Raw genomic sequence first — 13723 nt, 5'->3', positions numbered from 1 at the left:
AGACACTCCGGTGATCCTGCCGTCGGCCCCGGTGACCGCGGCCGCGGCCTCGCCGGTGTGCGTCCGGGCCCCGCGCCGGACCGCGGCGCGCAGCAGTGCGGCCGCCGCGAGAACGGGCTGCACCTGGGCGTCCTGCGGGTAGTGGACGCCGCCGGGGAGGCCGGGCGCGGCATGGGGTTCGAGTGCGCCGACGTGCTCGACGGCTTCGGTGCGGACGCCTGCGGCCTCCTGACGGGCGGCGAACGCGTGCAGGGCCCCGAGGGCTTCGGATGTGCTCGCGACGACCAGGCCGCCCTTGGCCTCCAGTTCGACGGTTTTCGGGCCGAGTTCCTCGCCTGCCTCGTCCCAGAGGTCACGGCTGAGCCGGGCCAGCTCCAGTTCGGGGCCCGGCTCCTTGTCGGAGAGGAGAATGTTGCCCTCCCCCCGGCTGGTCGTGCCCGCGCCGACGGGACCACGGTCGAGGACGGTGACGTCGAGCCCCGCAGCGGCGGCGTGGAACGCGCAGGCGGCGCCCACGATGCCCGCTCCGACAACGACGACTTCCATGGCCGCTCCCTAGTGCAATGTCACATGCCATTGCTTTAGGCTATACATCCGGACGACCCGAGGACAACGCCACCGCACCGGTGACTTTCCCCGGGCACCGGGGGCGCCCGGCACGCGATCGCCGCCGCGACCGGCGCGCCGTTCGGCCCCCCGCACCGGGCCGCCTCGGCGGAAACAGGTCGCCGAGGCGGCCCCCTGCGGCCTCCGGCAGACAGGTTCCGGTCTCACGCGGGGGGCCTGAACTCCGGCAGCACCAAGGCCGAGTGGGCCGGCCGCCCCTCCGCCGGGAGCGGCGTGGAGCCGAGCCCGCGCAGCATGGTGTTACGCCGCTCCAGCGCCCGGGCGGTGGTCGGGAAGAGAGCGGCCTCGCCCTTGCCGGCCTGATCCTGGTTCAGGGTCACGAACGCGCGGGTGTCACGTTCGTAGGCGGCGAAGCCCGCGGAGTGATCCCGTTCGGCCGCCAGGGAGCCGGCGAGCATGTACGCCCCGACCAGGGCGAGGCTGGAGCCCTGGCCGGTGAGGAACGAGGGCGCGTACGCGGCGTCTCCCACCAGCGCGACCCTGCCGCTGGACCAGCGGGGCATGCGGATCTGGCTGACCACGTCGAAGAACAGGTCGTCCGCGTCGCGCAGGGCGGCGAGCATGCCCGGAACCTCCCACCCCGCGCCGTCGAAGACCGCGGCGACCAGCTCCCGTTGGGCCTCCGGGTCGCGGAACACGTCGATCGGCGGTTGCGGGCGGGCGAAGTTCAGGAAGCCGTGCACGTCGTCGTCGTCCCCCACGGCGTACAGCACCGCGGCCCGGCCCGGGGCGTTCCACATCGTGGTCTCACGGACGAGCCCGAAGGTGTTGCGCAGGGTGAACCCGGCGAAGCAGTAGCCGAGATAGCGGTGGAACCGCTCCTCGGGGCCGAACAGGAGCTCGCGAGTGTGCGAGTGCAGCCCGTCCGCCCCCAGCACCAGGTCGAACGTACGACTGGCGCCCCCGCGGAAGGTGACGTCGACCCCGTGGCGGTGCTGGTCGAGGGTGTCGATGGAGTCGCCGAACAGGAGCTCCACCTCGTCCCGGACCGCCTCGTGGATGGCGCCGGCCAGTGCCCCGCGCCGCACCTCCAGGTCTCGTCCCGCGACACCGCCGGTGACGGCGTGCGGGTCCACCGAGGCCACCTCGGCGCCGTCCTCGTCGAGGAAGGTCAGCCGGCGAAGATCGATGTGCGCCTCCCGCAGCCGCGGCAGGATCCCCATCCGCCGCACGACGTCGAGTGCGGTGCCGCGCACGTCGATGGGATAGCCGCCGTCGCGGACCGTGCCCGCCCTCTCGACCACCGTGACCGCGAATCCGTAGCGGTTCAGCCAGTACGCGAGGGCGGGCCCCGCGATGCTGGCCCCGGATATCAGGACCGTACGTCCGCGTGCGGCGGAGGCGTTCGCCAACAGATCGGTGCGGGTCATTCCTTGGCTCCTTTGTTCAGGGTGCGGACGACGAGGAGGGACAGCGCCGTGACGGCGCCGGCCAGGACGAAGCCGGCGACGAAGGCCGATTCGGCCGGGAGATCCGACCCCGCGGGTGTTCCGGCGGTGAGGATCGCGCCGCTGATCTGGACGCCCACGGCGAAGCCGATCACGCGCGTCACCAGGACCAGGCCGGTGGCGATACCGGTGTCGCCGCGGTCCACGGAGGTGGCGGCACTGGTCACCATCGCCGTGACACAGAGCCCGTTGGCGAGCGCGATCAGTGCCTTGCCCAGGACGAGGTGCCAGACCTCGGTGTGTACGGCCGCCAGGCCGAGCAGGCCGGCGGCCATGATGAGGACCCCGGCGGTGACCACGGCACGCGAACCGAACCGCCGCGCCCCGAACCCGCCGGCCGGCCCGGCCAGCGACGCCGCCACGGCGCCGGGCAGCAGGAAGAGGCCGATCTGTGTGGCGCTCGCCCCGAACCCGTACGCGTCGGCGGACACCGCGAACAGTGCCGGGACGAGATAGGCCGCCACCGACGTACCGACGCAGATCATGAACGTCAGCACGCACGACTTCCACACCGCCGGGCGTCCGAGCATGCGCAGATCGACCATCGGCGCGGACGCGCGACGTTCGACCGCCACCCATCCGGCCGCGAAGGCGGCCGGCGCCACGAGGAGGGCGACCAGCACGAGGGGCCGCGCGGTGAGGTCGGGTGCCAGCGCGAGGGCGAGCATGAGCGTGACCAGCGTTCCGCTCAGGAGGACCAGGCCGGGCCAGTCGACCCCGGCGCCGTCCGACCGGCGCGGCGGATCCTGCGGCATCGACCTGTGCACCAGCACTGTGGCCCCGATGACCGCGAACGTCGGCAGCGCGAACATCCAGTGCCGGGACAGTCCTTCGGCCACAGGTCCGGCCGACAGCGTTCCCGCCATCGTGCCCCCCACGAACAGCCCGCTGACCACCCCGATGGCCACCTTGGACTCCCCCTCGGGAAGGTGTTCGCGCACCAGGATGAACGACAGGGGCAGCGCGCCCACCATCGCTCCCTGCAGTATCTGACCGAGCAGCAGCACCGGCAGGTTCGGTGCCAGGGCGGACACCAGACCACCGACGCAGACCACCGCCATCAGCCGGACGAGCACCCGTTTCCCGCCGTAGCGGTCGCCTAACTTCCCTGCCACCGGCGTGATGAGCGCGCCGGTGACGAGGAGCACGATGCTGAGCAACGCCCCTTCGGCGTGACTCATGTCCAGCTCGCGTCGCAGCAGCGGGAGCGTCGGCGTCACCACCGATTCCAGGGCGCCGGTGGCCGGCGCCAGGAGGCCGAGGGCCCGGAGAGCGGCCTTCCCCATGCGGAGCGGGGGAGCCGAGGTCGTGGTCATGGAGGTCCTTTCCTCACGGCCCGGCGGGCGGGGCGGAGTCGCCCGCATACGGAGGAACGCGCACGGTACGCACCGGGCCAGAACTACACTACACCGTGCAGTGTAGAAAGGTTAGGATGAGCCCATGCCGACCACCAAGACCCTGCGCGAGGGGTCCACACGGAAGCGGGCCGCCATCCTCTCGGCGGCCCGGGAACTGTTCCTCGCCGACGGCTTCGACCGCTCCAGCGTCGACGCGGTCGCCGCCCGGGCGGAGGTGTCCAAGCGGACGGTCTACGACTACTTCGGCGACAAGCGGAGCCTGCTGCGGGCGGTCGTCGACTCGGTCGGCCAGTCGCTGGTCACCACGGTCCGGCGCACCCTCGACGACACCCTCACGGGAATCACCGAGGTCGATGAACTGGAGGACGGCCTGGTCGCGTTCGCGCTGCGCATCGCGACCGACATGCTCGGCTCGGCGGAGTACACGACACTGCAGCGCCTGGTCCGGACGGAGTCCGGCCACCTGCCGCCACAGGACTACAACCCCATGGCGGACACCCCCGACGAGGCGATCGCCGAGCGGTTCGCCGCGTTCGCCGGGGCCGGGCTGCTCGACGCCCCCGACCCCCGGCTGGCGGCCGACCAGTTCCTCGCACTGACCTTCGGCGTCGCACTGGACCGCCTCGGCTCCGCGAACGCCGCGCAGGACGCCCGCGTACGCCCACTCGTCATCGAGGGAGTACGGACGTTCCTCCGGGCATACCGGGGCGATCGGGGCCGGGGCGGCACGACCTGACGAGGGCGGCGACGGATTACGGGGCAGCCCAAAGCCGCAGGATGCTGCACCGGGCCTGGACGAAACCAGTACAGGGGGCCATAGACTGACGCGGGATCGGGTAAAGGAGCCCGACTGAGTGTGTGAAAGCGGGACCTGAATTGCCCCCGAATCCACTCATCGGAGACATCATGAATGAAACACCCGTGCCGCACCCACTGGATGTGCTGGACGAGATCGACCAGCGGCACGTGCGAGAACAGCAAGCCATGCTGTACGCCAGGGCAACCCCGTGGTCCGAACTGCTGACCCAGTACGTAGACGCACTGGCCGCACTGGTGACGGAAGACTCCGAGCCGGACAACCCGGCGGAAACCACGTCTTCCGAGGACGGATATTCGGGCAGCTGAGCCTGACCGGAAGCGGTCGCCCGATCACGGCGACCGGCTCCGCCGGATGGGTGTCCCGTCAGGTCGGGGGCGCCGGCCCTTCGGAGCCGGTCGCCGGACGTATGCGGCTTCCCTTCGCGGGTCGCCCCGGCGACCCGCCCCGGGCCCCGTGCCTTCTCCGCCTACCCGGCTTTGCCAGGGCAACCGGTCGCAATACTTGTTTCAGGAAGCTGCCGGTGAGCCTCGCGGCTGTCCGCCGGATGCGGTGCGCCTCCGGCGTCCGAGCGGGACGGCTGCGGGGGCAGCAGACCCAGTTTGGCGGCGCGGACGCCGGCCTGGAAGCGGGAAGTGGCTCCGAGCAGCACCATGATCTCCGCGACGTAGCGCCGGTACGTCCTTACCGACACGCTCAGTTCACGGGCGGCCACCTCGTCCGTGACCCCGGCGCGCAGCGCGCTGAGGATACGCCGCGCGAGCTCGGCCCGCCCCCATGAGTTGAAGGCGATCCTTTCCCAGGCGGGCGCGGCATTTCGCCAGACGCTCTCGAAGTGGATGCTCAGGGTGTTCAGCATTTCCGGCAGCCGGATCAACGAGGCGTAGCGCCCGGCCGCGGAATCGGCCACGACCAGGGCTGTCCGGCCGTCGACGATCAGCGCCTGAAGCGGTGGTAACCGAGTGACCCGGATTGCTGCCGGATACTCCTTGTCGCGCTGTTCGCGTACGTATTCCTCGTCAAGCATCGACGGCGTGGTCAGCAGTCGTACCGAGACGTGCTCGTTCGCCTCGTAGATCAGATCGCGCTCCGGCTGCTCACCACGGCCCTTGCTCATCTCGTCCAGTTCGCTGGACCTCGGCGGGCGGGCGTGCAGGATGTCGATTCCCCTGGTCGCACTGCGGATCAACTGGTCCGCGGTGTCGAGTATGACCTCGTAGTCACTGTCCAGCGAAGTGATCAGACGCTCCTTCGTCGACCTGTCGCGCTGAATGGCGATGGTTGACTCGATGAGTGCCTGCACCTGCAGCAGAGCGTGGCCCAGTTCGCTTTCCTGTCCCATGGAAGCTTGGAAGTCCGTTCTTTTCAGTGACATCGGCATGGTCGAGCAGCATCATCAGGGGTGCTGCACACAATCGGCCAGAAGAACGAGTCGCAGGCCGGGGAAAGCGACTGGGGGCCTGCCGTGGACAGCCCTGCGATGTCCCCGCGAAACCTTGATGCGCAGAACCGAGACCGTGCCCCGCCGCCCGTGGGAACGGGGGTGGCACTCCGTCGTCCCCATGGCTCGCTCTCCAAAAGGGGAATGACGTACGCGAACTTTCCCGCATGCCCGCAGAATGCGCCACCACGGCTCTGATTCTGGCTCAGGTTCCGGCTCCGGTTCGCCGGCCTCGGCTGCGCCCTAGCCTGACAGCAGGCCGACTTCGACGGCCCGGACTCCGGCCTGGAAGCGGGAGTTCGCATCGAGCTCCCGCATGATCTCCGCGACATACCTCCGGTAGGTGCGCAGGGACACCTTCAACTCCCCCGCCGCGGTCTCGTCGGTGTCGCCCGCCCGTAGCCGCTCCAGGATCCGGTGGGTGAGTGCGGTGCGCAGGCGCGGGCTGACCGCGAACGGATTGTCGAGTTTGCGTCCACGGGACCAGGCGCCCGCGAACAGCAGTTCCAGCGTGCGGACCGTCGCCGTGTCGTTCACGACGAAGGCCTGACCTCCCGCCGTGACATCCGCCCGCACGAACGCCGCGGTTCCGTCGACCACGACCGTCTCGCGCAGATCGCTGTCGGATGTCCGGATGCCGAGTCCTGGGGCCTGCGAGCGCCGCAGTATCGCGAGCGTCGGCTCCAACGCCGGGTCGGCGCTGCACAGCACCCGGACCATCGAGCGGTCGGGAATGCATGCCAGCAGCCGGGGCACGATGTCCGCCAGCTCGCCGGGTCCGGTCAGCACGATGCACACCGAGTGACGGGCCTGGCGGGTGAGCTTGTCGAGTACAGCGCCGAACGGCGAAGCATCCGTGCGCACGACGCGTGGAGTCACCCCGGCTTGCCGGCGATGGAGGGTCACTGTCGACTCGATCAGGGCGTGGGCCTGTAGCAATGCCTGTTCGAGGTGGACGGCGGGGCTACCCGTCTCGGCCTCCACCGAACCGCAGAGATCGTGCACGTCCGAGTTCGCGCCCCGGTCCGGTGCCTCACCGTCCCCCGCCCAGCCCTCAGCCGCGTCTCTCGCGCCCGTACTCCAGGATTTTACCGCCATGGAAATCCCCCGAATTCCTGACCAGTACAGCCATTTAGTTGAACCATCAAACTCGCCGCCGGTTGGGCGAGTGATCTGTTCTCAAACTTAGTTCGAGCGATCAGATCACGTCAACAAGTATCAGATGACGTTTCACATGGGCAACTTCCCGATCTTCTTGTAGCAGGTCAGAGCCATGGCGAGGCAGACGGAGGCAAGGAAGCGGCCACCCTTTCGCTGATATCCGGACAATGAGTCAACAGCAGCCGAACAGTCATGAGACGGACCGGACCGTCGTGCACTGACCCCGGACGCCCACGACCCGCGAAAGGCCCTGAGACTCGGACAGAACACACGAATCGGCGTTCGCTTTGCCGGGTTCGACCCGTTCAGCGGCCTCTTTTTCGCGCGGGCGGAAGCCGCACCGACGAGCGCCGAGGCCCGCACGCCCGCGGCCCCACCCCGAACCTTCGGCACACCGCCGGCGGAGGCGTGCCGAAGGTTGGACCCCGAACCGGCCGACCAGCCGATCCCGGCGACAGGAAACTGCCTCCAGAGGGCGAAATTGAAGATTCCGGTTCCGGTTATCTCGCTGAGAATGACCGCGTCCCCGCAGTCCGTATCCCCTGCTGTCCACTTCTGGTCAGATCTGGAGTGGAGTGTCTGACCCCCTTCTTACGATGAGCTCGTGACTACAGCCCGTACCGCCACGACGCGCCCCATCGGCATGTTCACGCCGGACGGGTTCGAGGCTGCGGACGCCCTGGTGTGGTGGTGGAAGGTTTCAGCCGATTCGGACATGGCGGATGACCTGACTCTCCTCAGCGACGGCGAGCGAGTGCGGGCGCGACGTTTCAGGTCCGCCAATAAGGCCGCGGAGTTCGTCATCTGCCGGTCCGCCATGCGCCATATCTTGTCTGATTTTCTCCAGATTTCCCCAGACGAGTTGGTACTCGGTCGACGGCCACGCACGGAATACGAAGACGCCGACCACGGACCGCCCGCCATAATTCACCCGAACACCCCTTTACACATCAGTCTCTCCCATGCAACGGGACTGGGGATGTTCGCTCTGTCTCCATTCCACGTCGGAATTGATGTGGAACTAAACGGCCGTAGGATTGTCAGGGAGCTGACCGACGCTGCGCTCACCCCTCGTGAGCGCAGCTTCGTACTGTCCCAGCCCGACGAGCCGGGCCGGTCCCGCGCTTTCCTGCTCTGCTGGACGCGCAAGGAAGCGGCACTCAAGGCCGTCGGCACCGGGATCACCTCCGGCCTCGGCGCGCTGGAGAGTCACGCCTGGAAGCCCGGACCCGCGCGGATGGTCACTCCCGGGCCCGGGACGCCGGCCACGTGGTGGGTGGGCGACGCCGAGGCGCCGGACGGGTGGACGGCCTCCATCGCGCTGGCCGGCGAACCGGCCGGCCCGGTCGCCGAAGGAGCGAACGACACGTTGACCGGCGACATCTCCGGTCGTCTCCGAAGGAATGTCATCGCGCGGCCGTTCATTTCTCGCCGGGCCTCGTAAGGGTTCTCGCCGGGCCTCGTAAGGGCTGGAGAAACTCCCACTCGCCATGCAGACGGAGCAACGGAGAAGCTTGTGCACGCCTCACGCCCACAGTCCATCGCCCATCTGCTGCTCCGCGCCGTCGACGAACACTCCGGGGCAGGCATCCGCTACTGCCTCGGCGGGGCCCAGGCGCCGTATCACGACCAGAGCCCTGCCGAATTGCTGGCCGACGCTCAGCGCGTCCGCGCGGGACTGGCCGCCCGGGGCCTCCGGCCGAAGGACAAGGTCATCCTGTTGCTCGAACGGCCGAGGGACTTCATCACCGCCTTCTGGGGTGCTGTCCTGGGCGGCTATGTGCCTTGTCCCATGGCCCCGTTGCGCAGTGACGTAGAGCAATGGAGTGCCCGGCTCAGCCATGTGAACGCTCTGCTGGAAGGCCCGCTGGTCGTCACCACGGAATCGCTGGCCGCGGAACTGCCGCAGGTGACCGGCCTCGCCGTCACCGCATACGAGCGGCTCGCCGCCCCGCACGCGGACCTGAGGCACGACGCGGCCCCGGCCTGGACGGCGCACCCCGACGACCCCGCCGTCCTCGTCATGACCTCCGGCTCGACAGGTGCGGGCAAGGCGGTCGTGCTGACCCACGCGAATCTCCTCGTGTCCATGGCGGCGAAGAACGGCCACCATCGGCTGACAGCCGACGACACCACCCTGAACTGGGTCTCCTTCGACCACGTGGCCGCACTGCTGGAGTGCCACCTGCTCCCGCTGACCCACGGCGCTCGCCAGGTCCACGTCGAGGCCTCGGTCGTCCTGAGCGATCCCCTGGAGTCCCTGCGGCTCGTCTCGCGGCATGGCGTGACGGTCACCTTCATGCCCAACTTCCTCCTCGGTCTGCTCAACTCGGCGGAGGAAGACCTCGACCGCGCCCCTGCCGGGGCTGCCGGATCGCACCCGGCCGGATCCACCGGGCAAGCGTTCGACCTGGGCCGGCTACGGCACATCATCAGCGGTGGGGAGGCCGTGGTCACCGCGACCGGAGAGGATTTCCTCCGCCGCTTCGCCCCGTACGGTCTACGCCCCGGTTCCCTGTGGCCCGCCTTCGGAATGACCGAGACCTGCGCGGGCAGCGTCTATTCCCAGGGTTTCCCCGACGCCGACCGCGGCCGGGAGTTCGCCACCCTGGGCACCCCGGTCCCCGGCCTGCGTATCCGGATCGGGGACGCGGAGGACCTCCGGGGGGACCGCGAACTCCCGGTCGGCGAGGTGGGCGAACTCCAGCTCAAGGGGCCCGTGATCACCTCGGGCTACTTCCGCGACGAGACCGCCACGCGTGAGGCGTTCACCACCGACGGCTGGTTCCGCAGCGGCGACCTGGGCCGCATCGACCAGGAGGGCCGCCTGAGCCTGGTCGGCCGCAGCAAGGACAGCATCATCGTGAACGGCGTCAACTACTACAGCCAGGAGATCGAGACCGCACTGGAGCAGCTCGACGGGGTGGGCGCGTCGTACGTGGCCGCTTTCCCCACCCGCCGGAAAGGCAGCGACACCGAGCAGCTCGTGATCGCCTTTCACCCGGACGTCCCCGCGGACGACGAGGTCGCACTGCACCGGGTGACGGCCGCCGTGCGCAGCCGCGTGATCCTGCACTGCGGCTTCCGCCCGGGCCTCCTTCTGCCGCTGCCGAAGGAGGCCTTCCCCAAGACCAGCCTGGGCAAGATCCAGCGCAGCTTGATGCGCGGACGGCTGGAGGCCGGCGCGTACCGTAGCGTCGTACGGGCCTGCGACGAGCTCAGCGTGCGCATGCTCGGCGGCTACGCGGCTCCGGAGGGCGAGACCGAACGCGTGCTCGCGGAGATATTCGCGGACGTTTTCGCCACACAGGTGGGCTCGATCAGCGCCACCGCGAGCTTCTTCGACCTCGGCGGGACGTCGCTGGACGTGCTCCAACTGCGCAGCAGGGTGTCCCAGCGGCTCGGTGTCGCGGATCTGCCGATCACCGCCGTCCTCAAGGCTCCCACGGTCCGCTCGCTCGCCGCCCGGCTGACCGCTCCCACCCGCCGGCCGGGCCTGCGCGAGGCGGACTACGACCCGATCGTGCCCATGCAGACGACGGGGACCGGGACGCCGCTGTTCTGCGTGCACCCGGGCGTCGGCGAGGTTCTGGTCTTCGTCAACCTCGCCAGGTACTTCGTAGGGGAACGGCCCTTCTACGCGCTGCGAGCCCGCGGATTCGACGAGGGCCAGAAAGCGTTCGCGACCTTCGAGGAAATGGTGCGCAGCTATGTGGCCGCCGTCCGGGCGCGGCAGCCGCACGGCCCCTACGCCCTGGCCGGCTACTCCTTCGGCGCCGCCGTCGCCTTCGAGATGGCCAAGATTCTGGAGGGCGACGGCGAGCGCGTCGACTTCCTGGGCTCGTTCAATCTGCCGCCGCACATCAAGTACCGCATGGAGGAACTGGACTTCGCCGAGACCGCCACGAATCTCGCCTTCTTCCTCGGTCTGATCGACAAGCGGCGGTCGCTGGAACTGCCGAAGGCTCTGCGCGGCCTGCCCAGGGAGAACCAGCTGACCCGGCTGATGGAGATCGCACCCGCACAGCGGATGGCCGAACTCGATCTGGACCTCCAGCGGTTCAGTGCCTGGGCCGAGCTGGCCGACCGCCTGACCGACCTCGGACGCGGCTACGAACCCGGCGGCACCGTACGCGCCATGACCGTCTTCTACGCACATCCGCTGCGGGGCACCCGGCAGAAGTGGCTGGCCGACGAGCTGCGGCGCTGGGACGCATACACGAGAGAGCCCAGCCGGTACGTCGAAGTTCCGGGTGAGCACTACACCTTGATGGGCCCCCGCCACGTGGACGCCTTCCAGTCCGTTCTGCGCCGGGAGCTCGACCGCTCCCTGGCCGAAGCGGACGAGTCCGCGCCACGGGGCGCCACGGTCACCGATGACGACAAGTGAGGAGTGTGGTACCGGTGAATGGCAAAAAGGTTCTGGTGACCGGAGGCACCGGGCAGGTCGCCCGTCCGGTGGCGGAGTCCCTCGCGGAGCACAACGATGTGTGGTGCCTCGGCCGGTTCGGCGCACCGGGCGTCGAGCGCGAGCTGAACGAGAAGGGCATCACGACCTGGCAGTGGGACATGGACGACCTGTCGGGCGATGCCCTCAAGGGTCTCCCGGACGACTTCACCCATGTCATCCACTCCGCGGTCCGTCGCGGTGAGGACGGTGACTTCAACGCCGCGATCGAGGTGAACTCCACCGCGACCGGGCGGCTGATGACCCACTGCTGGACGGCGGAGGCTTTCCTGTACGTCTCCACGGGCGCCCTCTATGCCCGTCAGAGTCTGGACCACCTGTACACGGAGGCCGACCCGGTCGACGGCGTCGCCGACTGGCTGCCCGCCTATCCCGTCGGCAAGATCGCCACCGAGGGAACCGTGCGTGCCTTCGCTCAGGTCCTGGGGCTGCCCACCACGATCGCCCGGTTGAACATCGCGTACGGGCCCGGGGGATACGGCGGCGTACCGATGCTGTACTTCGAGCGCATGCTGGCGGGCGAGCCCATACCCGTACCGGTCAGCGGTCAGAACTGGCTCTCCCCTCTGTACACCGACGACCTGGTGGCCCACGTGCCGCACCTGTGGCGGTCCGCTTCCGTGCCCGCGACGCTGGTCAACTGGGGTGGCGACGAGTCGGTCGGGATGACCGACTGCGTGCGCCACCTGGAGGAGCTCACCGGCGTCGAGGCGAAGCTCGTGCCGAGCGAGGTAACGCGGGAGACCTACCGCTTCGACCCGGCCAGGCGCCAGGAACTGACCGGCCCCTGCCGGGTCGGCTGGCGCGACGGCATCCGCCGCACCCTGGAAGCGCTGTATCCCGAGCACCTGATCCGCCCTTGAGGAGCGTTGGCATCCGATGCACCAGGAAACGTACGAACAGGACAACCGCGAAGGCGGCGGCGTGGCGAACGTCGACGTGATCCGCGCCGCATACGGTGCCTTTCACTCCCAGGACGTGGACGCGCTGCTGAAGAATTTGGCGCCGGACATCGAGTGGGTCCACCCCGAGGGGATGGCCGATCACGGTCTGGGCGGTACCCGGCACGGGCACTCCGGTGTTCTGGCCTTCCTGCGACACGTACCGAGCGTCATCGGCGGGATGCGCCTGGAGCCGCAGGAGTTCGTGGTCTCCGGCAACCGTGTCATCGTCCTGGGCACCCGGCAGGTGACGTCGCTGCACGGCCGGACGGCGACGCTGCGGTTCGTCCACTCGTGGACGCTCCGCGACGGCAGGGCCGTACGGATGGAGGACGTCTTCGACACGGTCGCCTTCCGGCGGCTGATCGAGAACACTCCGGAGGCTTCCGCCTGAGGACCCGTTGTCTGTCCCCTGTTGACGAGTAGCCAGGCAGTGGCGGTCGCGGCGCCGGTTGCGCTGTCGCTTGACGACGGTCCCCAGCGAGGACGACCGGAGGTCGTGCCTGGTCGGCGGGGCGGACTGGGCTGCCGGGGTCGACCGGAGCGTGCGGGCGGTCTCCTGAACGGCACCTGAACCTCGCGATCGAACCGGTCGGCCGCCCCGAGGACACCTCCGGCTTCATCGTCCTACCCGGACGCTGGGTCGGCGAACGATCACGCGCCTGGATGATGCACGTCCGCCGCCGGGCCAGGGGCCACGAACGGCTCATGCAGCACTCCGAGACCTGATCACCTGGGCTGCCACAACCCTCATGACACGGCGCTTGACACGCTCCACCTCAAGCATCGGCGAGCCGCACGAACAGCAAGGCAGGCAGTCAACCCCGCAGCCATGAACGGCAGCAGCGGATACAAGACGCCCACCCCCCATGAGGTGAAACTGGTGTCGATCACCGCATAGGTTCCCAACGGCGTCCCGGCAGCCGCTACGGTCTCTCCCGCCTTGCCGTCATATCCCACTTTCACCGTGCCGATGCTCTCGCCGTCCGCGAGCGTGCCCATGCATGCGTTGTGGCTCCCCCCGCGACCGTCGACCTTGAGCCGGCATTGCGAGAGACGTATCTGCACTTCGTCCCCAGCCAGTCCCAGCCGGACGATTCCCAGCGCTCCCACCCAGAGGGTTACCCCCATGAACAGCACCGCCATCACGCCCCAGGCCATTGCTGCTACGGCCCACCCCTTACGTGTCATGGGGCCAGCATGGCGCACCAGGATCGAACCCGGGTTCCGAGGAAGCGCGGACGTGGTGGGACGCACGAGGGGAGGCCCACCGCGGTACCTGCCTCCGGCCGATGTCAGCCGGGTCCCGCCCCCGGGAACGCCGGCCGTCGGCCTGCTCCCCCGACGCAGCGGATGCGCGGCGTCCGGCGCGTGACCGGGCGGCTCACTCCTCGGACATCCAGGACCGCGGCGACCGGCCGTCGGCCCGTGACGCGGACCAGCGCGCGGCCCGCATACGGGC

Annotated in this window: 12 protein-coding genes; 6 read left to right on the top strand and 6 right to left on the bottom strand. The window is 69.2% G+C overall.

The window, feature by feature from the left end:
• The 3 genes from CR470_RS27800 to CR470_RS27790 form a co-directional block, all read right to left on the bottom strand.
• The coding region (locus CR470_RS27800; protein ID WP_143663882.1) for an FAD-dependent oxidoreductase at nt 1-546 on the bottom strand (546 nt) is incomplete at its 3' end.
• A gap of 224 nt (nt 547-770) precedes the next feature.
• On the bottom strand, nt 771-1997 hold the full coding sequence (locus CR470_RS27795) for an FAD-dependent monooxygenase (RefSeq protein ID WP_097870258.1): 1227 nt from the start codon (nt 1995-1997) through the stop codon (nt 771-773).
• Nucleotides 1994-3391, bottom strand: coding sequence for an MFS transporter (locus CR470_RS27790; protein ID WP_097870257.1), 1398 nt, complete (start codon nt 3389-3391; stop codon nt 1994-1996). The genes CR470_RS27795 and CR470_RS27790 overlap by 4 nt, the downstream gene beginning before the upstream one ends.
• A gap of 124 nt (nt 3392-3515) precedes the next feature.
• Between CR470_RS27790 and CR470_RS27785 the strand changes: the two genes are divergently transcribed.
• Nucleotides 3516-4169, top strand: coding sequence for a TetR/AcrR family transcriptional regulator (locus tag CR470_RS27785; RefSeq protein ID WP_097870256.1), 654 nt, complete (start codon nt 3516-3518; stop codon nt 4167-4169).
• Nucleotides 4170-4339: 170 nt separating this feature from the next.
• Nucleotides 4340-4558: a DUF6269 family protein gene (locus CR470_RS27780; RefSeq protein WP_143663881.1), complete on the top strand. Its 219-nt coding sequence runs from the start codon at nt 4340-4342 to the stop codon at nt 4556-4558.
• A 161-nt stretch (nt 4559-4719) separates the two neighbouring features.
• Here the strand turns inward: CR470_RS27780 and CR470_RS27775 are convergent, their stop codons facing one another.
• Nucleotides 4720-5631, bottom strand: a complete 912-nt coding sequence (locus CR470_RS27775) for a LuxR family transcriptional regulator (protein ID WP_257138938.1) — start codon at nt 5629-5631, stop codon at nt 4720-4722.
• Nucleotides 5632-5934: 303 nt separating this feature from the next.
• On the bottom strand, nt 5935-6789 hold the full coding sequence (locus CR470_RS27770; RefSeq protein WP_257138937.1) for a helix-turn-helix transcriptional regulator: 855 nt from the start codon (nt 6787-6789) through the stop codon (nt 5935-5937).
• 667 nt (nt 6790-7456) lie between these two features.
• Here CR470_RS27770 and CR470_RS27765 point away from each other — a divergent pair.
• The 4 genes from CR470_RS27765 (at nt 7457) to CR470_RS27750 (ending at nt 12655) form a co-directional block, all read left to right on the top strand.
• Entirely contained in the window at nt 7457-8296 is an 840-nt protein-coding gene (locus CR470_RS27765) for a 4'-phosphopantetheinyl transferase family protein (RefSeq protein WP_097870254.1), read from the top strand.
• A gap of 72 nt (nt 8297-8368) precedes the next feature.
• Nucleotides 8369-11242 carry a non-ribosomal peptide synthetase gene (locus CR470_RS27760; protein ID WP_097870253.1) on the top strand — a complete coding sequence of 958 codons (2874 nt, stop codon included), beginning with the start codon at nt 8369-8371 and terminating at the stop codon, nt 11240-11242.
• A 14-nt stretch (nt 11243-11256) separates the two neighbouring features.
• A complete protein-coding gene (locus tag CR470_RS27755) occupies nt 11257-12183 on the top strand; it encodes an NAD-dependent epimerase/dehydratase family protein (protein ID WP_097870252.1) in 927 nt (308 codons plus the stop codon).
• A gap of 16 nt (nt 12184-12199) precedes the next feature.
• A complete protein-coding gene (locus tag CR470_RS27750; RefSeq protein ID WP_097870251.1) occupies nt 12200-12655 on the top strand; it encodes a nuclear transport factor 2 family protein in 456 nt (151 codons plus the stop codon).
• A gap of 356 nt (nt 12656-13011) precedes the next feature.
• Here CR470_RS27750 and CR470_RS27740 read toward each other — a convergent pair whose 3' ends face one another.
• Nucleotides 13012-13452: a hypothetical protein gene (locus tag CR470_RS27740; RefSeq protein WP_143663880.1), complete on the bottom strand. Its 441-nt coding sequence runs from the start codon at nt 13450-13452 to the stop codon at nt 13012-13014.
• Nucleotides 13453-13723: the final 271 nt, after the last annotated feature.

The sequence above is a fragment of the Streptomyces sp. rh34 genome, from assembly GCF_002551245.1.
Taxonomy (GTDB): domain Bacteria; phylum Actinomycetota; class Actinomycetes; order Streptomycetales; family Streptomycetaceae; genus Streptomyces.
The sequence above is the reverse complement of the archived record's forward strand: the minus strand, read 5'-3'. Positions and strand labels throughout refer to the sequence as shown.